A 19,024-nucleotide genomic window follows, 5' to 3' on the forward strand; every position below is an offset into this window, starting at 1 on the left:
AACCACTCATGAAGATCCATAAGTACGACACCGTCATCGTCGGCGCAGGTGGCGCCGGTATGCGCGCCGCGATCGAGTCGACGAAGCGCAGCCGCACCGCCGTGCTGACCAAGCTCTACCCCACCCGCTCCCACACGGGCGCCGCGCAGGGCGGCATGGCCGCCGCGCTGGCCAACGTGGAGGAGGACAACTGGGAGTGGCACACCTTCGACACGGTCAAGGGCGGTGACTACCTGGTCGACCAGGACGCCGCCGAGATCCTGGCGAAGGAGGCCATCGACTCCGTCCTCGACCTGGAGAAGATGGGCCTGCCGTTCAACCGGACGCCCGACGGCACGATCGACCAGCGCCGCTTCGGCGGTCACAGCCGCAACCACGGCGAGGCCCCGGTCCGCCGGTCCTGCTACGCGGCCGACCGCACCGGTCACATGATCCTCCAGACGCTGTACCAGAACTGCGTCAAGGAGGGCGTGGAGTTCTTCAACGAGTTCTACGTCCTGGACCAGTTGCTCACCGAGGTCGACGGCGTGCAGCGGTCGGCGGGCGTGGTCGCGTACGAGCTGGCCACCGGCGAGATCCACGTCTTCCAGGCGAAGGCCGTGATCTACGCCTCCGGCGGCACCGGCAAGTTCTTCAAGGTGACGTCGAACGCGCACACGCTGACGGGCGACGGCCAGGCGGCGGTCTACCGCCGCGGTCTGCCGCTGGAGGACATGGAGTTCTTCCAGTTCCACCCGACCGGCATCTGGCGCATGGGCATCCTGCTGACGGAGGGCGCCCGCGGTGAGGGCGGCATCCTCCGCAACAAGGACGGCGAGCGCTTCATGGAGAAGTACGCGCCGGTCATGAAGGACCTGGCGTCGCGTGACGTCGTCTCCCGCTCGATCTACACGGAGATCCGGGAAGGCCGCGGCTGCGGCCCCGAGGGCGACCACGTCTACCTCGACCTCACCCACCTCCCGCCGGAGCAGCTCGACGCGAAGCTCCCGGACATCACGGAGTTCGCGCGCACCTACCTCGGCATCGAGCCGTACACGGACCCGATCCCGATCCAGCCCACCGCGCACTACGCGATGGGCGGCATCCCGACGAACGTCCAGGGTGAGGTCCTCAGCGACAACACGACGGTCGTCCCGGGCCTGTACGCGGCCGGCGAGGTGGCCTGTGTCTCGGTGCACGGCGCCAACCGGCTGGGCACGAACTCGCTGCTCGACATCAACGTGTTCGGCAAGCGGGCCGGCATCGCCGCCGCCGACTACTCGCAGAAGGCGGAGTACGTCGAGCTGCCGGAGAACCCCGCCCAGCAGGTGATCGACCAGGTGGAGCACCTGCGCGCGTCCACCGGCACCGAGCGGGTGGCGGAACTGCGCCGCGAGCTCCAGGAGACCATGGACGCGAACGTCATGGTGTTCCGCACGGAGCAGACGATCAAGACGGCGGTCGAGAAGCTCGCCGAGCTGCGCGAGCGCTACCGCAACGTCTCGATCCAGGACAAGGGCAGGCGGTTCAACACGGACCTGCTGGAGGCCATCGAGCTGGGCAACCTGCTCGACCTGGCCGAGGTCATGGCGGTGTCGGCGCTGGCGCGCAAGGAGTCCCGCGGCGGTCACTACCGCGAGGACTACCCGAACCGCGACGACGTCAACTTCATGCGCCACACCATGGCGTACCGCGAGGTGGGCGACGACGGCACCGAGTCCATCCGTCTCGACTACAAGCCGGTCGTGCAGACCCGCTACCAGCCGATGGAGCGTAAGTACTGATGGCAACCCCCGTTCTGGACAAGGTCGAGGCGGAGTCCGCGGCCTCTCCGTACATCACGGTCACCTTCCGGGTCCGCCGGTTCAACCCGGAGGTCTCGGCGGAGGCCGTCTGGCAGGACTTCACGCTGGAGATCGACCCGAAGGAGCGCGTGCTCGACGGTCTCCACAAGATCAAGTGGGACGTCGACGGCACGCTGACCTTCCGGCGTTCCTGCGCCCACGGCATCTGCGGTTCGGACGCGATGCGGATCAACGGCAAGAACCGCCTCGCGTGCAAGACGCTGATCAAGGACATCAACCCCGAGAAGCCGATCACGGTCGAGCCCATCAAGGGCCTGACGGTCCTGAAGGACCTGGTCGTCGACATGGAGCCGTTCTTCCAGGCGTACCGGGACGTCATGCCCTTCCTCATCACGAAGGACACGAACGAGCCCACGCGCGAGCGTTTCCAGACCGCCGAGGACCGTGAGCGGTTCGACGACACGACGAAGTGCATCCTCTGCGCGGCCTGCACGTCGTCCTGCCCGGTGTTCTGGAACGACGGCCAGTACTTCGGCCCGGCGGCGATCGTGAACGCCCACCGCTTCATCTTCGACTCGCGCGACGAGGCGGGTGAGCAGCGCCTGGAGATCCTGAACGACAAGGACGGCGTCTGGCGCTGCCGCACGACGTTCAACTGCACGGACGCCTGCCCGCGTGGCATCGAGGTCACGAAGGCGATCCAGGAGGTGAAGCGGGCGCTCATCACGCGCCGCTTCTGAGCCTGTCGGCTTCCGAGCCCTGCGACACGGCGAGGGCCCCGCTCCACCAGGAGCGGGGCCCTCGCCGCGTTGCCGGGCCGGGGTCAGCCGCGCAGGACACGACCCTGCTTGTCGGTGCGCTCGTTGCTGGTGAGGAACAGGATGCCGTCGACCAGTGACCAGATGCCGAGGCCACCACAGGTGAGGAGCTGGGCGACGCCCACACCGACGGAGCCGACGTAGAAGCGTCCGATGCCGAGGCCGCCCAGGAAGATCTGGAGGATACCGGCGACGATCTTGGACTTGTCGGAGTACGGACGACCCAGCGGGTCGACCCCGTAGGGGGCCTGCGGGGTGGGGACGGTCATGAGAACTGCTCCTGAGGTGCTGCGGGAGACCGGGACGGCCTGCTCCGAAAGGGAGTGCAGGAGGGATGCGACGCGAATGACACCCGCGTCGACCGACGTCGACCGATCTCGACCCACGTCCCCGCACGGCTCGGCCATGCCAGGACGTTCCCCCTGTGACAGGTGAGCCTAGATAAAACAGAGGGTAAAGAGGGAGTACAGAAGATCTATCGTTCCTGATCCGTGATCAAAATCCGTCAACTACGTTGCGAACCACGGTCCATGACACCGCGACACCGAGGACCACCGTCATCGCCCTCGGGCTGAGGCTCGGATGCCAGGTGCGGCCGTGCAGACCCGCCCACATCCAGCGGGCCAGGAGGGTGAGCGCGTACGGCGAGGCGAGCAGCAGGACGCGGTTGTCGAGCCAGGCCCGGGTGAAGTGGCCGTGCATCAGGTCGTACACCATGCGGGTGCCGCCGCAGGCGGGGCAGAGCTGACCGGTGAGGAACCGGAAGGGGCACTGCGGGAGCAAGTGGCCGGGCTGGTGCGGGTCGGTGACGTAGAGATACGCGGAGCCCGCCGCGCCGGCGGCGAGGACCGCGAGGGCCGCCGCCGCCGGATGCCGCAGCACGGCCGAACACCTCGCGGAGAGGCGCTCCGCGTCAGCCACGCAGGATCCGCCCGTCGGAGTCGGTCTTGTCGTCGCTGACCAACAGGATGATGCCGTCGATCAGTGCCCAGATGCCGAGGCCGCCACAGGTGAACAGCTGGGCGAGGCCGATGCCGACGTCACCCATGTAGAACCGGCCCACGCCGAAGCTGCCCAGGGCGAGCTGGAGCACGCCCGCGACGACCTTCGACTTCTCGGAGTAGGGGCGGCCCAAGGGGTCGTACCCGTACGGGGCCTGGGGGTCGCCGGTGAAGGTGCCGGGGGGTATGTAACCGGGGTTGGGATAGCCGGGGCCGGGATAACCGGGCTGGGCGTAGCCCGGGTACGGCGGCGGGCCGGGCTGGGGGTAGCCGTAGGGGCCGGGCCCGGGCTGGCCCGGCTGGCCCGGCTGGCCCGGCTGGCCCGGCTGGCCCGGCTGGCCCGCATCGTACGGGGCGCCGGGGCCCGCGGCGGGGTATCCGTAGCCGGGATGCGGCGGCTGCTGCGGCGGCTGTTGGGGATGCTGAGACGGCTGCTGGGGCTGTTCGGGCTGCTGCGGTGTTTCGGACAAGATGTGTTCCCCCGAAGTCAGGTGATCGGATCATCCGCAGGTGGGACGAGTGCAGGACATCTTGCAGCAGAAAACCCGCCACGCGGAGACCGGGGTGCTCTTGACGGGTTTTCGGGCCCCGTACACCTAATCTGACGGCATGTCAGATGACCAGTCTTACGAGCTGCTCGGCTTCGACAACGTATTGCTGCCCGTCGGCGACCTCGGCGAGGCCGCCGACTTCTACGAACGGGCCGGGTTCACGGTGGGGTTGCGCTTCGACGAGGCCGGGATCGTGTTGCTGAAGGTGGGGGGCGAGACTCCTGGGATCCTGCTGCGGCAGGAGGAGGCCCTGGGGCACCGGCCGCCGCCCTGGCCGTCCCCGCGCGTCTGGCTGGAGGTGCCGGACGCGCGGGCGGCGGCCCGGCGGCTCGCCGGGACCGGCATCGCCCCCCTGGGTCCACCGTTCTCCACGTCCACCGGCTGGACCGTCGAGATCGCCGATCCGTGGGGGAACGTCTTCGGGCTCACGGACTACCTCAAGCGGCCCGAGCTGGCGAGGCGTTAGGGCCGCGAGGCAACGACCCTCCCCCAGTTGAACGTGTTCAAAACAAGCGCTACAGTCATCCATGACAGCGTTTTGAACGCGTTCAAGAATGGTGGGGAACATGGATCGCACGGTCATCGCCTACGTCGTCTACCTGGTGATCAGCATCGGTCTGACCATCTGGGTGGCCAGGACCCTCAGCCACAACGGCCGGATCTTCCTCGCCGACGTGCTCCAGGGGAACGAGAAGCTCGCCGACGCCGTGAACCACCTCCTGGTGGTTGGCTTCTACCTCGTCAACCTCGGCTTCGTCGCCCTCTACCTGAGCGGCGACGACACCATCGAGGACACCCGCGGCATCTTCGAGGCCCTGTCGACCAAGGTGGGCGTGGTGCTGCTGGTGCTGGGGGCGATGCACCTGGCCAACGTGTACGTGCTCAACCGGATCCGGCGGCGCGGGATCATGGAGCGGGAGCAGGTCCCGCCGGTCGCCCCACAGGGCTGGACCGCCCCTTCGGCGCCCGCCACCGGGGCGTGAGCACGATGGCCGCCGCTCGGGCCGCCGCCGACCGGGACGCCCCGCGCGTCCCGGTCCGCCGGCTCACCGTGCTCCACGACGCCGGATGCTCTCTGTGCGGGTTCCTGCGCGACTGGCTGGGCCGGCAGGCGCAACTGGTGCCGCTGGAGTTCGTCCCGGCGGGGTCGGCGGAGGCGGCCGCCCGCTTCCCCGGCCTCGACCATCGCGCGACCCTCGACGAGATCACCGTCGTCGGCGACTCCGGTCAGGTCTACCAGGGCGCCGCGGCCTGGATCGTCACCCTCTGGGCGCTGCGCGAGTACCGTCCGCTGTCCCACCGGCTGAGCACCCCCGCCGGGGTGAAGCTCGCGCGGGGCGCCGTGCTCGCCGCCGCCAAGTGGCGCGAAGGACAGGGGCAGGCCGCCGGATGGGGCGGGGGTGTCTACCGCCGTGGCGACGGATGGTCGTACGACCCGCAGCTGGGCTGGGCCTACAACCCGCCCACCTGTGCCGACGGCGCCTGCTCCACTGGCTAGGCTCAGGTACGTGCCCGCGAACAACGACGGTCCCGCCGAGGCCGCTTCCCCGACCGAGCCCCATGAGGGCGCTTCCGCGACCGGACGTCATGAGGCCGCCCCCGCGTCCAAGTCCGAGCAGACCCGCGCGCTGATCCTGGAGACGGCGATGCGGCTGTTCCAGGAGCGCGGCTACGACAAGACGACGATGCGGGCCATCGCCCAGGAGGCCGGGGTCTCGGTCGGCAACGCGTACTACTACTTCGCCGGCAAGGAGCACCTGATCCAGGGCTTCTACGACCGGCTCGCCGCCGAGCACCGGGAGGCCGTCCGGGACGTCCTGGCGCGGGAGACCGGTCTGGAGGCCCGGCTGGCGGGGGTGCTGCGGGTCTGGCTGGACGTGGCCAAGCCGTACCACGAGTTCGCGGTCCAGTTCTTCAAGAACGCCGCCGACCCGGACAGCCCGCTCAGCCCCTTCTCCGCCGAGTCGGAGCACGCGCGCGCGGAGGCCATCGCCGTCCACAAGGAGGTGCTCGCCGGTTCGAAGGCGAAGGTGCCCGAGGAACTGCGTGAGGTGCTGCCCGAGTTGATGTGGCTCTCCCAGATGGGCCTCGTCATGTACTGGATCTACGACCGTACGGAGGGGCGCGAGCGCAGCTACCGGCTGGCCGGGCGGGGCGCGCGCCTCACCGCGCGGGGTGTGGCGCTGGCCCGGTTCCGGGTGCTGCGGCCGCTCGTCCTCGAGGTGCACGACCTGTTCACGGACTTCCTGCCCGGCATGACCAACGCCCTCCCGGACCCGGCGAAGAAGCGCCCGCCGGGCCCGGCCGAGGAATGAGCGGGCCGGGTCCGGCCGAGGCGTGAGTCAGCCGACCTCGGCGCCCTCCTCCAGCTCCACGTCGTACACCAGGGGCTCTCCCGCGACCGTCAGCTGCCGGGCGCGTTTCAGCAGGGGCGGCTCGGCCGTCGTCGACAGCAGATACGTCCCCGGGGCCGGGACGGACAGGATGTACGAGCCGTCGGCGAGGGAGGTGACCCGGTCCGCTTCCCGGCCGTCCCGCGACACCAGGGCGACCGTCGCGCCCTCGACCGGGTCGCCGGCCGTGTTCCGGACGAAGCCGTGGACCACCGAGGCCGGTCCCCCGCCCGCCGTGACCGTCCCCGCCGCCTCCTCCTTGGGCTCGACCGCGAGATGCGGCAGCCGCTTCTCCAGCCACCCGGGCAGCCACCAGTTGGAGTCGCCGAGCAGGTGCATCGCGGCCGGCACCAGCGCCGTACGCAGGATGAACGCGTCCAGCGCGACCGCGGCCGCCAGGCCGACGCCCGCCATCGCCGCGCCCGAGTCACCGCTGAGCACGAAGGCGAGGAAGACGCAGACCATGATCAGGGCGGCGGAGTTGATGACCCGGCTGGTCTCCGCGAGGCCCACGCGGACCGCTCGCGCGTTGTCCCTGGTGTGCACCCACTCCTCGTGCATCCGGCTGACCAGGAAGACCTGGTAGTCCATCGACAGGCCGAAGAGCAGGGACAGCATGATGACGGGCAGGAAGGCGTTGATCGGCCCCTCCTTGCCGAGGCCGAGCAGGTCCAGGCCCCAGCCCCACTGGAAGACCGCCACGAGCACGCCGAAGGAGGCCGCGGCCGCCACCAGGTTCATCACGGCGGCCGTCAGCGGCACCACCAGGGAGCGGAAGGCGACCAGGAGCAGCAGGAAGCCCAGGCCGATGATGGTGGCGATGAAGAGGGGCAGGCGGTCGCCGGTGACCGTGGCGAAGTCCTTGGAGACCGCCGTGACGCCACCCACGTGCGCCTGCGCCCCGGACCCGGGGATGACGTCGTCGCGCAGCCGGTCGATCAGGGTGTCCGTCTGCTCGGACTGCGGCGAGGTCGTGGGCACCACCTGGATGACCGTGACCCCGCGCGCGGGTGGCAGCGCGGCCACCTGGGCGACGCCGGGCGTGTCCTTGATGCCCTGGGTCAGGGCGGTGGCGTCACCGCCGTCCACGACCACCTGGAGGGGGCCGTTGAAGCCCGGTCCGAAGCCCTCGGCGAGCAGGTCGTAGGCCTTCCGGGTGGTTGTCGAGGCGTCGTCGTTGCCCTGGTCGGTGGCGCCGAGGCGGAGCGACAGCACAGGGAGCGCGAGGACGGCCATGACGACCAGCGCGAGCGCGGCGATCGTGCGCGGACGGCGCTGCACGCCCATCGACCAGCGGGCCGCGGGACTGCCGGCCTTCTCGGGCTCCGGCCCCGTCGCGGCCAGCAGGCGGCGCTGCTTACGGCTCAGCACGCGCGCGCCGAGGAAGCCGAGCAGCGCGGGCAGCAGGGTCGTCGCGGCGAGGACGCTCAGGACCACGGTCACCGAGGTGCCGATGACGACGCCGTCCAGGAAGCGCAGGTTCGTCACCAGCATGCCGGCGAGCGCGATGCACACCGTGCCGCCCGCGAACAGCACGGCCCGGCCCGACGTGTTGAGGGCGGTGACCGCCGACTCCTCCGGGTCCAGGCCGCGCAGCACGCCCTTGCGGTGCCGGGTGACGATGAACAGGGCGTAGTCGATGCCGACGCCGAGGCCGATCAGCGAGGAGAGCAGCGGGGCCAGGTCCGGAATGTCGGTGACGTGGCTCAGCAGCTGGGTCGAGAACAGACCCATGCCGACGCCGAAGACGGCCACCGCGAGCGGCAGCAGCATCGCGTACAGCGAGCCGAAGGCCAGGAACAGGACGACCGCCGCCGCCGCGAGGCCGACCATCTCGGCGAGGCCGGTGGGCGGTTCCTGGACCCGCTGGACGGCCTGGCCGCCCACCTCGACCTCCAGGCCGTCCCGTCCGGCGGCCCGCGCGGTGTCGACGACGTCCTGGACGAGTTCCTTCGGTACGGCGTTCGCCTGCTCGGTGAAGGTGATCTGGGCGTAGGCGATCCGCCCGTCGCCGCTGATCCGCGCCGCGTCCCCCGCGTACGGGCCGGCGACCCCGCCGACCCCCTTCATCTTCGCGATCCCGTCGAGCACGGGCTGGATCCGGGACCGCACGGTCTGGTCCCGTACCGAGCCCTCGTCGACCTTCCACACGACCGTGTCGGTGTCGCCCGCGCTCGCCGGGAACGCCTTCTCCATCAGGTCGTACGCCTTCTTGGAGTCCGTGTCGGGGAGGGAGAAGACGTTCGCGTAGTCCGTGCCCGCCGTCGAGGCCGAGAATCCCAGACCGAACAGCGCCCCCACCCAGAGCAACAGGACCACCAGCCGGTGCCGATAGCACCAGCGCGCCAATGCTGCCACGCTCAATCTCCTTCAACAGATCGTCGGTCGGTCCCCCAGGTCCTGCGCAACAGCATCGGGGGCGCCACGCGTGCGTGGCGTGCGGCGCGCATGACTCTCAAGGAACTCCAAAGCGCGAACCGGCCCGGTCACCGGTGGTCCCGTCGATACTGGGGGCATGACGACGGCTTCCGGCACCGTGCTGGTCGTGGAGGACGAACCGAGCATCGCGGACGTCCTCTCCATCGCCCTGCGCTACCACCGCTTCGAGGTCATGACGGCGGGCTCGGTACGCGAGGCACTCGCCCTCGCCGACCGCACAAAGCCGGACGTGGCCCTGCTGGACGTGATGCTGCCGGACGGCGACGGCCGGGCGCTGGGGCGTGAACTGCGGGCGCGCAGGCCCGACCTGGCGCTGGTGTTCCTCACCGCGCGGGACGCGCCGGCCGAGATCGTCGGCGCCCTCGGCTTCGGCGACGACTACATCACCAAACCTTTCGACATCGACGTGGTCGTCGCCCGCGTCAGCGCCGTGCTGCGCCGTACCCGGCCGGCCGACGTCCTCGCACAGCGGCCGCCGCTGCGCTACGGCGACCTGGAGCTCGACGAGACGACGTACTGCGTGCACCGCGCGGGCCGCTCGGTCGAGCTCACCCCCACCGAGTACGCCCTGCTGCGCTTCCTGGTGCGCAACGGCGGCCGGATCGTGCCCAAGGAGCAACTCCTGCGCCATGTCTGGCAGTACGAGCACACCCCGCCGGAGTCGACGGTCGTCGAGACCTACATCAGCTATCTGCGGCGCAAGCTGGACGTCCTGGGACCGCCGGTGATCACCACGCGGCGGGGCGTCGGATACGGGCTGGCGTGAAGCGGATCCACCGGCACGGCGTCCACTCCCTGCGCGCCAAGCTGACGGCGGCGAACGTGGGGCTGCTCGCGCTCGGCGTCGTCGTCGCGACCGCCGTCAGCCTGATGGGGATGCGGCACTATCTGCTCGGCCAGGTGGACACCGGGCTGACGAAGACGCGCGACTCGCTCGGCAGTGCCCGGCTCACCCTGCGCCAGATCGACTCGCTGTCCGTGCTGAGCGTCGTCAGTGACCGCTTCGCCCCCCAGGACACGGACGCGCAGGGCACGGACGCGCGGCCGGCTCCGGACTCGGTCTTCACCGCAGTCGACGGGCGGGGCACGGCCCTCACCCTCTTCGGCGTCGCGCCCACCGACGCCCAGCGCGGCCTCGCGGACGCGGTGCACGACCCGCGTGCCCTCACCGCCGACACCGACCCGCACGACGTCACCGTGCACGGTGACACCTACCGCGTGACGGCGACCCGGCTCTCCGACGGCACGTACATCCTGCTGGCCACCTCCACCGAAGCCCTCCACCGGGGCATAGCGAAGGCCCTGAAGCTCGATCTCGCGGTGGGGACGCTGCTGCTGGCCCTGCTCGCCTGTCTGACCCTGTTCAGCGTGCGGCGGCGGCTGCGGCCGCTGGAGGACATGGTGGAGACGTCGTCGGCGATCGCCGAGGGCGACCTGACCCGGCGCGTGCCCTCCAGCCACCATCCCACCCAGGAGGTCGAACAGCTGCGGCTCGCGCTGAACTCCATGCTCCACCAGGTGGAGACGGCGTACCGCACGCGCGAGCGCAGCGCGGCGCAGCTGCGTCGCTTCGTGGCCGACGCCTCGCACGAACTGCGCACCCCGCTCTCCGCGATCCGCGGCTATCTCCAGCTGTACGACCAGGGGATGCTGGTCGAGCCCGAGGAGCGCCGGCGGGCCTGGGACCGGATGAACGGTGAGGTGGACCGGATGGGCCGGCTGGTGGACGAACTGCTGCTGCTGGCCCGCCTCGACCAGCGGCCCGAACTGCGGCTGCGGGGCGTCGACGTGAGCCGTCTGGTGCGGGACTCGGCGCAGGACCTGCGCGCGCAGCAGCCCGGGCGGCCGGTCACCGTCGAGGCCGACGGGGCCGTGCTGGTGCGGGCCGACGAGTCGGGGCTGCGGCAGGTGCTGGGCAATCTGGTGGCCAACGTCCGCACGCACACGTCGGCCGAGGTGCCGGTGCGGCTCGGGGTGGAGCGGGTGGACGGGGTCGTACGGCTGTCCGTGGAGGACGAGGGGCCGGGGCTGGCCCCGGAGGACGCGGCGCGGGTCTTCGACCGTTTCTTCCGGGCCGGCGGCGGTGCGGGCAGCGGGCTCGGCCTGGCGATCGTGCAGGGCGTCGTACAGGCGCACGGCGGGGAGGTGAGCGTGCGGACGGCCCCGGGCGAGGGACTCGCCGTGACGGTGACGCTGCCCGCCCGCCCGAAGGCCTGCCTCTGAGGACTCACGCCCGCTCGGTCTTCAGGGACGGTGCGTGCCCGGCTCACGGGATCGGGCCCGCGAGCCGGGAGGGAGACCGGTTCAGATCCAGTCGAGTTTCCAGAGGCGGAACACCCCGTTGCCGTCCGCCAGGAACTGGCCACCACCGATGTCCGCGCCGGTGACGACGTACTCCTTGCGCTGCCACAGCGGGACGGCCGGCACGTCCTCGGCGATGTCCTGCTGGAGTTTGCGGAAGTCGTCGGCGACCCTGCTGCGGTCGGCGAACTGCCGGCTTCCGGCGATGTAGCCGTCGACGCTCTTGCTGCTGTAGCCGGTGTTCATGGTGGAGCCGGTGCCGACCAGCGGGCCCGCGAAGGTGTCCGGGTCGGGGTAGTCGGCGACCCAGCCGACGGCGTACGCGTCGAGTTTGCCGGTGGCCCAGCGCTTCTGGAAGTCGGTCCACTCGTAACCCTTGACGTCCACCTCGAACAGGCCGCTCGCCTCCAGCTGCCGCTTGAGCTCCTTGGCCTCGGCCGCCGCGGCGCCGCTGCCCAGGCCGTAGCCGTAGGTGAACTTCACCGGGATGCTGACGCCGGCCGACTTCAGGAGCTTGCGCGCCTTGCCGGAGTTCCGGTCCGGGTAGCTGTCGAAGAAGGAGGTGGTGTGGCCGGTGATGCCGGTCGGGATGAGCGAGTACAACGGCTCGACGGTCCCGTCGTACACGCTCTCGGCCAGCTGGTCGCGGTCGATCAGCCAGGCCATCGCCCTGCGGACGCCCGTGTCGTGCAGCGGGGAGCCGGAGCGGGTGTTGAAGTACAGGTTGCGGGTCTCGGAGCCCTCGGCCTCGTAGACGCGCTGGTCGGGGTCGCTGGTGTCGAGGGCGGCCAGCACCGCGGGCGGCAGCTGACGCGTCGCGGCCGCGATGTCCTTGGCCTTCCAGGCCTTCTCCAGGGCGTCGGGGTCGGCGTAGTAGCGCAGTTCGACGGGGGAACCGGTCGAAACGGCGCCCCTGTAGTGCGAGTTGGGCGACAGCAGGACCTGCTTGCCCTTGGTGTACGCCGTCAGCTCGTACGGACCGGTGCCGTCGACGCGGCTGCCGACACGCAGCGCGTCCGCCGGGTAGTGGGCGTGGTCGACGATCGAGCCGGCTCCGGTGGCCACCTTGAACGGGAAGGTGGCGTCCGGCGACGACAGGTGGAAGGTGACGGTCAGGTTCCTGGCGTCCACCGACTTCAGGGTGGAGAACAGGGACGCCGGGCCGACATCCGAGTGGATCTTCTTGACCCGGTCGAAGGAGAACTTCACGTCCTCGGCGGTCACCTTGTCGCCGTTGCCGAAGGTGAGGTCGTCGCGCAGCTCGCAGGTGTACGTGGTGAGACTGCCCTTCACGAAGGAACAGTTCTTCGCCGCGTCCGGCACCGGCGAGACCCCGCCCGGCAGGTACGTCAGCAGCGACTGGAAGACGTTGCTGAACAGCGCCCACGAACCGGCGTCGTAGGCGCCCGCCGGGTCGAGCGAGGTGACGGTGTCCGTGGTGCCGACCTTGATGGTCGCTCCACCGCTGTCCTGCGACGGCAGTAATTGCCAGCCGCCCACTCCGACGACCGCGAGAACCAGCAGCGTCAGGAGGATCCGCATGCGAACAGATCGCATGGTGATGCCCTGCCTCCCCAGGCCGCCAGACGGGCCCAGTCCACAGAAGAAAGTGCCGCTCCCCTTGGCGGCGGGCTCACCTAATCACACGTGTTTCACACGAGGGAAGAGACTTCTGGCGAGATGGGAAAGAACTTACCGACGCCGTGTTTCGGCCGGGTTTCACAGTCCCGCACAGGCTTTTGACGGAATGTCAGGCGTTCGAGGCCAGTTCGACGACGGTGATGTCGGAGGGGGCGCCCACCCGGGTGGGCGGGCCCCAGGCGCCCGCGCCCCGGGACACGTACAGCTGGGTGTCGCCGTAGCGTTCCAGGCCCGCGACGGTCGGGTTCGCGGCGGCCGCGAGGAAGTTGCCGGGCCACAGCTGGCCGCCGTGGGTGTGGCCGGAGAGCTGGAGATCGACGCCGTGGCGTACGGCGTCGTGGATCTGGACGGGCTGGTGGGCGAGGAGCACACACGCGCGTGTGGTGTCACGGTCGCCGAGGGCACGGGCGAAGTCGGGCCCCTGGCCCTCGCTCTCGCCCGCGATGTCGTTGACGCCGGCCAGGTCGAACCAGGGCAGCTCCGTACGGGCGTTCTCGAGCGGGTCGAGACCGAGCCGCCGCACCTCCCGGACCCACTGTTCGGCGCCGGAGAAGTACTCGTGGTTGCCGGTGACGAAGAAGCTGCCCTCGCGGGCCTTCAGCCGCGCGAGCGGGGCCGCCGCCGGGCCCAGGTCCTTCACGCTGCCGTCGACCAGGTCGCCGACGACCGCGATCAGGTCGGGCTGCGTCGCGTTGATCGTGTCGACGACCCGCTGCGCGAAGCCCCGGCCGAGGACCGGGCCCAGATGGATGTCGCTGACGACCGCGATCCGGTAGCCGTGGGCCCGGCGCGGGAGCTTGGCCAGGGGCACCGTGACCCGCTTGACCCGGGGCCCGCGCAGCACGCCGTAGGTCCCGTAGCCGACCGTCCCGACGGCGACCGCGGCGGCCGCACCGCCCACCGCCCGGGAGACGAAGAGCCGCCGGGAGGGGGCCGACGGGGGCTGTGCGGGACCGTCGGTCTCCGGCTTACCGGACTCCGGCTTTCCGGTCTCCGGCTGCTCGGACTCCGGTTGCCCGGGCACGGGTTGCCCGGCCACCTGCTCCCTGCGCTCCGGACGTTCGGGCTCGGGGGCCTCGGGAGCGGCTGCCCCGAGCGGGACCGGCTCGGGGTGGGGCTCCGGGTGGGGCCGCGGTGCCTGCGTCGCGGCGGGGGTCCCGGGGGCGGACGCCCGCTTCTTCGGGAAGCGGTGCAGCAGCGGTCGTACGGCCTCGCCCGCGAGCACGGCCAGCAGGAGGTAGACCGACAGGGCCAGCCACAGGAAGCCCGGCCAGGCCATGACGCGCTGGAGCCAGAAGGGCGCCCCGGTGCGTTCGCCGACCAGCGCGCCGATCGCCAGGACCCAGCCGCCCGCGATGAGCACCGCGCCACCGCGGCGCACCCGCCCGGGGCCGCGCGTGGTGTCGCGGAACAGCCGGCGCCACAGGTACCAGTTGACCGCGACCAGCACGGTCAGGGCGAGCAGCGCGAAGACGATCACCACGGCTATGACGCCTGCCGCAGTGCGCGCAGCCCACGCAACCCGATGGCCCCGACGACCGTCCCCAATACGAAGGAGACGACAGCGAGCGTCAGGTGTACCCAGAAGTACGCCGTGGGGTCGCCGTCGTCGAAAGCGAGTCCGCTGCTGTCCTTGATCAGGTTTTTGACGAAAGTGACCCAGATGATCCAGCTCCACACCCCGAAGGCGAGCAGGAACCAGGAGACGGGGCGGCTGAGCTTCATGGGTTCAGTATCACCGGCGGGTGTCCGGTTCCGTGACCGGGGTGGGGAGGGCGACGGGACTTCGCGTCGTGTGCCGGGTACGTTCTCCGTCGTGCCCGCACCCATGATGCAGACCGTCAGGCGATACCTGCTGGTCACCTCCGCGACCCTCGCGTCCCTCGCGCTCACGGCGCCCGCCTCGCTCGCGGCGCCGGGCCCGTCACCGTCGCCGGTGGCGTCCGGCTCACCGACGGCGTCCGTCTCCCCGTCGGCCGCCCCGTCCGGGTCACCGTCCGCGTCCGCCTCGTCGTCGGTCGCTCCCCCGGCGGACATGTCGTCCGTGGGTGGCACGCGGCTCGGGCAGGCCGGGACGCAGGTGACGATCGCCGGCGGCGCGCCGGTGCTGCCCAAGGACCTCACCGCGCGGTCGTGGATCGTCGCGGACGCCGAGTCGGGGGACGTGCTCGCCGCGCACAACGCGCACTGGCGGCTGCCCCCGGCCAGCACCATGAAGATGCTCTTCGCCGACACCGTCCTGCCGAGGTTCCCCAAGGCCACCGTGCACAAGGTCGAGGCGAAGGACCTGGCCGGCATGGGAGCCGGTTCCAGCCTCGTCGGCATAAAGGAGGGCGAGACGTACACGGTCCACGACCTGTGGCTCGGCGTCTTCCTGCGCTCCGGCAACGACGCCGTGCACGTCCTGTCGGCCATGAACGGCGGCGTCGCCGACACCGTCAGGCAGATGAACGCGCACGCCGAGGAGCTCCAGGCCCTCGACACGAACGTCGTCTCCCCGGACGGCTACGACGCCCCCCGCCAGGTGTCCTCCGCGTACGACCTGACGCTGTTCGCCCGCTCGGGCCTGCAGAAGGCCGACTTCCGCGAGTACTGCTCGACGGTCACCGCCAAGTTCCCCGCCGAGACGAAGAAGAACAAGAAGGGGAAGACGACCCGCGGGACCTTCGAGATCCAGAACACCAACCGGCTGCTCAGCGGCGACTACGACATCTCCCAGTACCCGGGCATCGCGGGCGTCAAGAACGGCAACACCACCAACGCGGGCGCCACGTTCACCGGTGTCGCCGAGCGCAACGGCAAGGTGCTGCTCGTCACGGTCATGAACCCGGAGAAGACCGACCACAACGAGGTCTACAAGGAGACCGCGGCCCTGCTGGACTGGGGCTTCCAGGCGGCCGGCAAGGTGACGCCAGTGGGTGAGCTGGTCGCGCCGAAGAACACCGCGCAGGCCAGCGCGCAGCCCGGCGCCAACCCGTCGTTCTCCGAGGGGTCGGGGCAGGCCGGCGGCGCAGGGGACGTGTCGGCGAAGCCGGTGGCGGGCGCCGTGACCGAGGACGGCTCGGGCGGTATGTGGATCGCGCTGGCGATCGCCGGCGGCCTGCTGGTGCTGCTCGCGGGCGGCGGGTACCTCGTCAACCGCCGCTGGCCGCTGCCGGACCTGGTACGACGTCGTCGCTGACGTCGATGTCCCGGGGGCACCCGGGGACACTGCCCGTCGCTGTCCAGGCCGCGCAGTACAGGACCAGCTTCGAGGTGAAGTTGATCCACAGCAGCAGGGCGATGGGCACGCCGAACGCGCCGTACATGCTCTTGGCGGCCACGCCCTGCATATAGCCGCTCAGCAGCAGCTTCAGCAGTTCGAAGCCGACGGCCCCGATGAACGCGGCGACCACGAGCCGGCGGCGCGGGGGCTCGACGCCCGGCAGCAGTGTGAGGACGTAGAGCAGCAGCAGGAAGTCGGCGAGCACGGCGACGGAGAACGCGGCGACGCGCAGCAGGACGGTGCCCCAGCCCTCCTTGTCGATGCCGGACTGGTCGGTGATCCAGCCGACCAGGGCCGAGGCGACGGTGGAGATGGCGATGGTGAGCAGCACGGCGCCGCCGAGGCCGACCAGGACGCCCGTGTCCTTGGCCTTGCGCAGGACGGGGTTCTCGTCCCCGTCGGGCCGCTCCCACACCGCGCGCAGACAGTCCCGCATCTGACCGACCCAGCCGATGCCGGTGAGCAGCAGCACGGCCCCGGCGATGAGGCCGACGGTGCCCGCGTTCTGGACCAGGCCGTCGATGTCCAGCTGGTCGGAGATGCCGGGGACCTGGTCGGCGATCTTGTCCTGGAGCTCCTGCTGCTGGGACTTGCTCAGCGTGGCGGCGGCGACGGCGGCGGCGACGGTCAGCAGCGGGAAGAGCGCGACGAAGCTGACGAACGTCATGGCGGCGGCGAGCCGCGTCCACTTCACCCGGTCCAGGCGCTCGTACGACCGCCACGCGTGCGTGGCCATGAGACGCGTGACCCACGGTCCGATGCCGGGAAGCTTCTTCAGCCAGTCCATGATCCGACTCTGCCCCTGTCCCCGGGAACAACGCGCGTGTCGCCGACGCGGATGCCGGCCCGACTGTCGCGGAACACCAGGGTTCGGGTACCCCAGAAACGCAGGACGGTGGCCAGTGCCATGCCGATCCCGGCGCCGGAGACGGTGTCCGCGCGCCGGGAGGTGAGCCCGAGGCCGTAGTGGGAGACGGTGAGACAGAGAAGCTGGACGAGGGCGCCGGCGAGGTTCACCGCGAGGAACACGGCGCCGGGGCGCAGGCCGCGCGGCCGTTCGTCCCGGTAGGTGCCGAGCGCGTTGCCCGCGTAGGCGACCGCGCAGCCCAGGAGGAAGGACAGGGCCTTGGCGGTGAGCGGGCCGGTACCGGCCGGGCCGCGCAGGTACGTGAACAGGGCGAGGTCGGCGGCGTAGGCGAGGAGGCCCGCGGCGGCGAAGCCCAGCAGTTCGCGCCCTCGCGGCCCGGCCCGTGGCGGCACGCGCGCGTGGGTCACCAGTTGGCCACCGCCAGCCCGTACATGGCCAGCCAGACCAGGCCGATCAGGGCGAGGGCGCGGTCGCCCAGGACGACCTCCTCGGGCTCTCCCGCGGTGCCCCGGTCGGCGAAGACGGCGTACCGCAGGACCGCCAGGACGAAGGCGACCACGGACAGCTGGCGCCAGGGCAGCACGCTCGTGTGCGGGACACCGCCCTCCTCCAGGGCCCACAGGCAGTAGCCGAGGACGGCGACCCCGGCCGCCAGCTGCCAGACGAAGCGCAGATAGCCGGTGGTGTACTCGGTGAGCAGCACGCGCGTGGTACCCGCCGTGCCGGCCATCTGGACGGCCTCGGAGTAGCGCTTGGCGGCGACCATGAACAGCGCGCCGAACCCGGTGGTGATCAGGAACCAGCGGGACAGGGGGATGCCGAGGGCGAGTCCGCCCGCCGTGGCCCGCATCAGGAAGCCGGTCGTGACGACGACGAGGTCGACGACCAGGACGTGCTTCAGGCTGACGCAGTACGCCAGTTGCATGCCCAGGTAGGCGGTGAGGAGGACCGCGACGGCGGGTGTCGTCAGCCAGAGGGCGGCGGCCGGGGCGAGGACCGCGAGGGCGCCCGCGACGCCGTACGCGACGGGCACCGGGACCTGTCCGGCGGCGATCGGGCGGTGCCGCTTGGTGGGGTGGGCGCGGTCGGCCTCGGCGTCCCGGGCGTCGTTGACCAGGTAGACGGCGGCGGCGCAGGCCGTGAACAGGGCGAAGACAAGGGCGAGTTGATCGAGCGCGTGCAGTGAGAAGAGCCGGCCGGCCGCGGCGGGGGCGGCGGCGACCAGGATGTTCTTGACCCACTGCTTGGGACGGGTGGTTCTGAGGAGACCGCCGGTGAGGGTGCCGGGACGGCGGCTCGGAGGCCGGGGCGCCGGCGGGCGGTGGGCGCGCTGTTGGTGGAGCAGTGCCTCAGCCACGGTGTCCCTCCCTGTGTCCGTCTCTCATCCAGCGCGCCCCCAGGCGCGCGGTGAGCGCCCCCAGGGCCGCGCCGGCGGCCACGTCGGAGGGGTGGTGGACGCCGGCGACCAGACGTGAGAGGCACATCGCGGCGGCGAGCGGCGCGGCGGCGTACGCCCCGAGCGCGCCGTAGGCGACGGCGGCGGCCACCGCGGAGGTCGCGTGCGAGCTGGGGAAGGAGTGCCGTCCCGCGGTGCGCACGAGGGGTTCGACGTGGGCGGGGCGCGGGCGCCGGACGATCCGTTTCACTCCCATGCTGGCGGCGTGCGCGCTCGCGGTGAGCGCGGTGGCCCGCAGCCAGGCACCGCGCCGGGGGCCGTCGAGGGCGGCTCCCACGGCGCCCGCCGCGAGCCACAGAGCGCCGTGTTCGCCCGCCCGGGAGAGGGCGCGCGCGGCACGGGCGACGCGTGGGTCCGCGCCCCGGGCGCGGAGCGCCTTGAGGATCCGGTGGTCCAGATCGTCGAGTTCGTCCATGCGGACTCACTGTTCACGCCGAGCACCTCGGAATTCCGGCAATATTGAGCGACATACCATTAATCACCCATACAGAGCACCAATGAATGTTT

20 protein-coding genes are annotated in these 19,024 nt (G+C 71.0%); 9 read left to right on the forward strand and 11 right to left on the reverse strand.

Annotated elements, in window-relative coordinates; all coding sequences use genetic code 11:
• Window positions 1–8: 8 nt before the first annotated feature.
• On the forward strand, window positions 9–1,763 hold the full coding sequence (gene sdhA, locus ACFWBB_RS13780) for a succinate dehydrogenase flavoprotein subunit (RefSeq protein ID WP_385270437.1): 1,755 nt from the start codon (window positions 9–11) through the stop codon (window positions 1,761–1,763).
• The gene (locus tag ACFWBB_RS13785; protein ID WP_020131049.1) at window positions 1,763–2,524 is read left to right on the forward strand and encodes a succinate dehydrogenase iron-sulfur subunit; all 762 of its coding nucleotides are present in this window, start codon (window positions 1,763–1,765) and stop codon (window positions 2,522–2,524) included. The genes sdhA and ACFWBB_RS13785 overlap by 1 nt, the downstream gene beginning before the upstream one ends.
• Before the next feature lie 83 nt (window positions 2,525–2,607).
• Here the strand turns inward: ACFWBB_RS13785 and ACFWBB_RS13790 are convergent, their stop codons facing one another.
• The 3 genes from ACFWBB_RS13790 to ACFWBB_RS13800 form a co-directional block, all read right to left on the reverse strand.
• The gene (locus ACFWBB_RS13790; RefSeq protein WP_385270441.1) at window positions 2,608–2,871 is read right to left on the reverse strand and encodes a TM2 domain-containing protein; all 264 of its coding nucleotides are present in this window, start codon (window positions 2,869–2,871) and stop codon (window positions 2,608–2,610) included.
• Between the two features lie 226 nt (window positions 2,872–3,097).
• On the reverse strand, window positions 3,098–3,484 hold the full coding sequence (locus ACFWBB_RS13795) for a DUF2752 domain-containing protein (RefSeq protein ID WP_385270444.1): 387 nt from the start codon (window positions 3,482–3,484) through the stop codon (window positions 3,098–3,100).
• A 31-nt stretch (window positions 3,485–3,515) separates the two neighbouring features.
• A complete protein-coding gene (locus ACFWBB_RS13800; protein ID WP_385270447.1) occupies window positions 3,516–4,073 on the reverse strand; it encodes a TM2 domain-containing protein in 558 nt (185 codons plus the stop codon).
• A gap of 139 nt (window positions 4,074–4,212) precedes the next feature.
• On the opposite strand from ACFWBB_RS13800, the gene ACFWBB_RS13805 reads away from it, so the two are divergent.
• The 4 genes from ACFWBB_RS13805 (at window position 4,213) to ACFWBB_RS13820 (ending at window position 6,469) form a co-directional block, all read left to right on the forward strand.
• Window positions 4,213–4,620: a VOC family protein gene (locus tag ACFWBB_RS13805; RefSeq protein ID WP_385270450.1), complete on the forward strand. Its 408-nt coding sequence runs from the start codon at window positions 4,213–4,215 to the stop codon at window positions 4,618–4,620.
• A 100-nt stretch (window positions 4,621–4,720) separates the two neighbouring features.
• Entirely contained in the window at window positions 4,721–5,137 is a 417-nt protein-coding gene (locus ACFWBB_RS13810) for a hypothetical protein (protein ID WP_385270453.1), read from the forward strand.
• A 5-nt stretch (window positions 5,138–5,142) separates the two neighbouring features.
• The gene (locus tag ACFWBB_RS13815; RefSeq protein WP_385270583.1) at window positions 5,143–5,652 is read left to right on the forward strand and encodes a thiol-disulfide oxidoreductase DCC family protein; all 510 of its coding nucleotides are present in this window, start codon (window positions 5,143–5,145) and stop codon (window positions 5,650–5,652) included.
• A 10-nt stretch (window positions 5,653–5,662) separates the two neighbouring features.
• Window positions 5,663–6,469: a TetR family transcriptional regulator gene (locus ACFWBB_RS13820; RefSeq protein ID WP_385270456.1), complete on the forward strand. Its 807-nt coding sequence runs from the start codon at window positions 5,663–5,665 to the stop codon at window positions 6,467–6,469.
• Between the two features lie 27 nt (window positions 6,470–6,496).
• On the opposite strand, the gene ACFWBB_RS13825 is transcribed toward ACFWBB_RS13820, so the two are convergent.
• A complete protein-coding gene (locus ACFWBB_RS13825; protein ID WP_385270586.1) occupies window positions 6,497–8,896 on the reverse strand; it encodes an MMPL family transporter in 2,400 nt (799 codons plus the stop codon).
• A 166-nt stretch (window positions 8,897–9,062) separates the two neighbouring features.
• On the opposite strand from ACFWBB_RS13825, the gene ACFWBB_RS13830 reads away from it, so the two are divergent.
• Window positions 9,063–9,752: a response regulator transcription factor gene (locus ACFWBB_RS13830; RefSeq protein WP_385270459.1), complete on the forward strand. Its 690-nt coding sequence runs from the start codon at window positions 9,063–9,065 to the stop codon at window positions 9,750–9,752.
• The gene (locus ACFWBB_RS13835) at window positions 9,749–11,209 is read left to right on the forward strand and encodes an ATP-binding protein (RefSeq protein WP_385270462.1); all 1,461 of its coding nucleotides are present in this window, start codon (window positions 9,749–9,751) and stop codon (window positions 11,207–11,209) included. The genes ACFWBB_RS13830 and ACFWBB_RS13835 overlap by 4 nt, the downstream gene beginning before the upstream one ends.
• 81 nt (window positions 11,210–11,290) lie before the next feature.
• Here ACFWBB_RS13835 and ACFWBB_RS13840 read toward each other — a convergent pair whose 3' ends face one another.
• The 3 genes from ACFWBB_RS13840 to ACFWBB_RS13850 form a co-directional block, all read right to left on the reverse strand.
• Complete coding sequence (locus ACFWBB_RS13840) at window positions 11,291–12,844, reverse strand: ABC transporter substrate-binding protein (RefSeq protein ID WP_385270465.1); 1,554 nt, start codon at window positions 12,842–12,844, stop codon at window positions 11,291–11,293.
• 193 nt (window positions 12,845–13,037) lie between these two features.
• On the reverse strand, window positions 13,038–14,411 hold the full coding sequence (locus tag ACFWBB_RS13845) for a metallophosphoesterase (protein ID WP_385270468.1): 1,374 nt from the start codon (window positions 14,409–14,411) through the stop codon (window positions 13,038–13,040).
• Between the two features lie 2 nt (window positions 14,412–14,413).
• Window positions 14,414–14,653: an SCO4848 family membrane protein gene (locus ACFWBB_RS13850; protein WP_362517561.1), complete on the reverse strand. Its 240-nt coding sequence runs from the start codon at window positions 14,651–14,653 to the stop codon at window positions 14,414–14,416.
• Window positions 14,654–14,756: 103 nt separating this feature from the next.
• On the opposite strand from ACFWBB_RS13850, the gene ACFWBB_RS13855 reads away from it, so the two are divergent.
• On the forward strand, window positions 14,757–16,109 hold the full coding sequence (locus tag ACFWBB_RS13855) for a D-alanyl-D-alanine carboxypeptidase family protein (RefSeq protein WP_385270588.1): 1,353 nt from the start codon (window positions 14,757–14,759) through the stop codon (window positions 16,107–16,109).
• On the opposite strand, the gene ACFWBB_RS13860 is transcribed toward ACFWBB_RS13855, so the two are convergent.
• From ACFWBB_RS13860 to ACFWBB_RS13875, 4 genes are read right to left on the reverse strand one after another with little or no spacing between them, the layout of a single operon-like run.
• Window positions 16,063–16,980 carry a YihY/virulence factor BrkB family protein gene (locus ACFWBB_RS13860; protein ID WP_385270471.1) on the reverse strand — a complete coding sequence of 306 codons (918 nt, stop codon included), beginning with the start codon at window positions 16,978–16,980 and terminating at the stop codon, window positions 16,063–16,065. The two genes, ACFWBB_RS13855 and ACFWBB_RS13860, sit on opposite strands and share 47 nt — an antisense overlap.
• A complete protein-coding gene (locus tag ACFWBB_RS13865) occupies window positions 16,968–17,471 on the reverse strand; it encodes a GtrA family protein (RefSeq protein WP_385270591.1) in 504 nt (167 codons plus the stop codon). Before ACFWBB_RS13865 ends, ACFWBB_RS13860 begins: the two co-directional genes overlap by 13 nt.
• Window positions 17,465–18,418 carry a decaprenyl-phosphate phosphoribosyltransferase gene (locus ACFWBB_RS13870; RefSeq protein WP_385270474.1) on the reverse strand — a complete coding sequence of 318 codons (954 nt, stop codon included), beginning with the start codon at window positions 18,416–18,418 and terminating at the stop codon, window positions 17,465–17,467. The genes ACFWBB_RS13865 and ACFWBB_RS13870 overlap by 7 nt, the downstream gene beginning before the upstream one ends.
• Window positions 18,411–18,932, reverse strand: coding sequence for a phosphatase PAP2 family protein (locus tag ACFWBB_RS13875; protein ID WP_385270477.1), 522 nt, complete (start codon window positions 18,930–18,932; stop codon window positions 18,411–18,413). Before ACFWBB_RS13875 ends, ACFWBB_RS13870 begins: the two co-directional genes overlap by 8 nt.
• Window positions 18,933–19,024: the final 92 nt, after the last annotated feature.

The organism is Streptomyces sp. NPDC060000 (assembly GCF_042737375.1).
Lineage (GTDB): Bacteria > Actinomycetota > Actinomycetes > Streptomycetales > Streptomycetaceae > Streptomyces.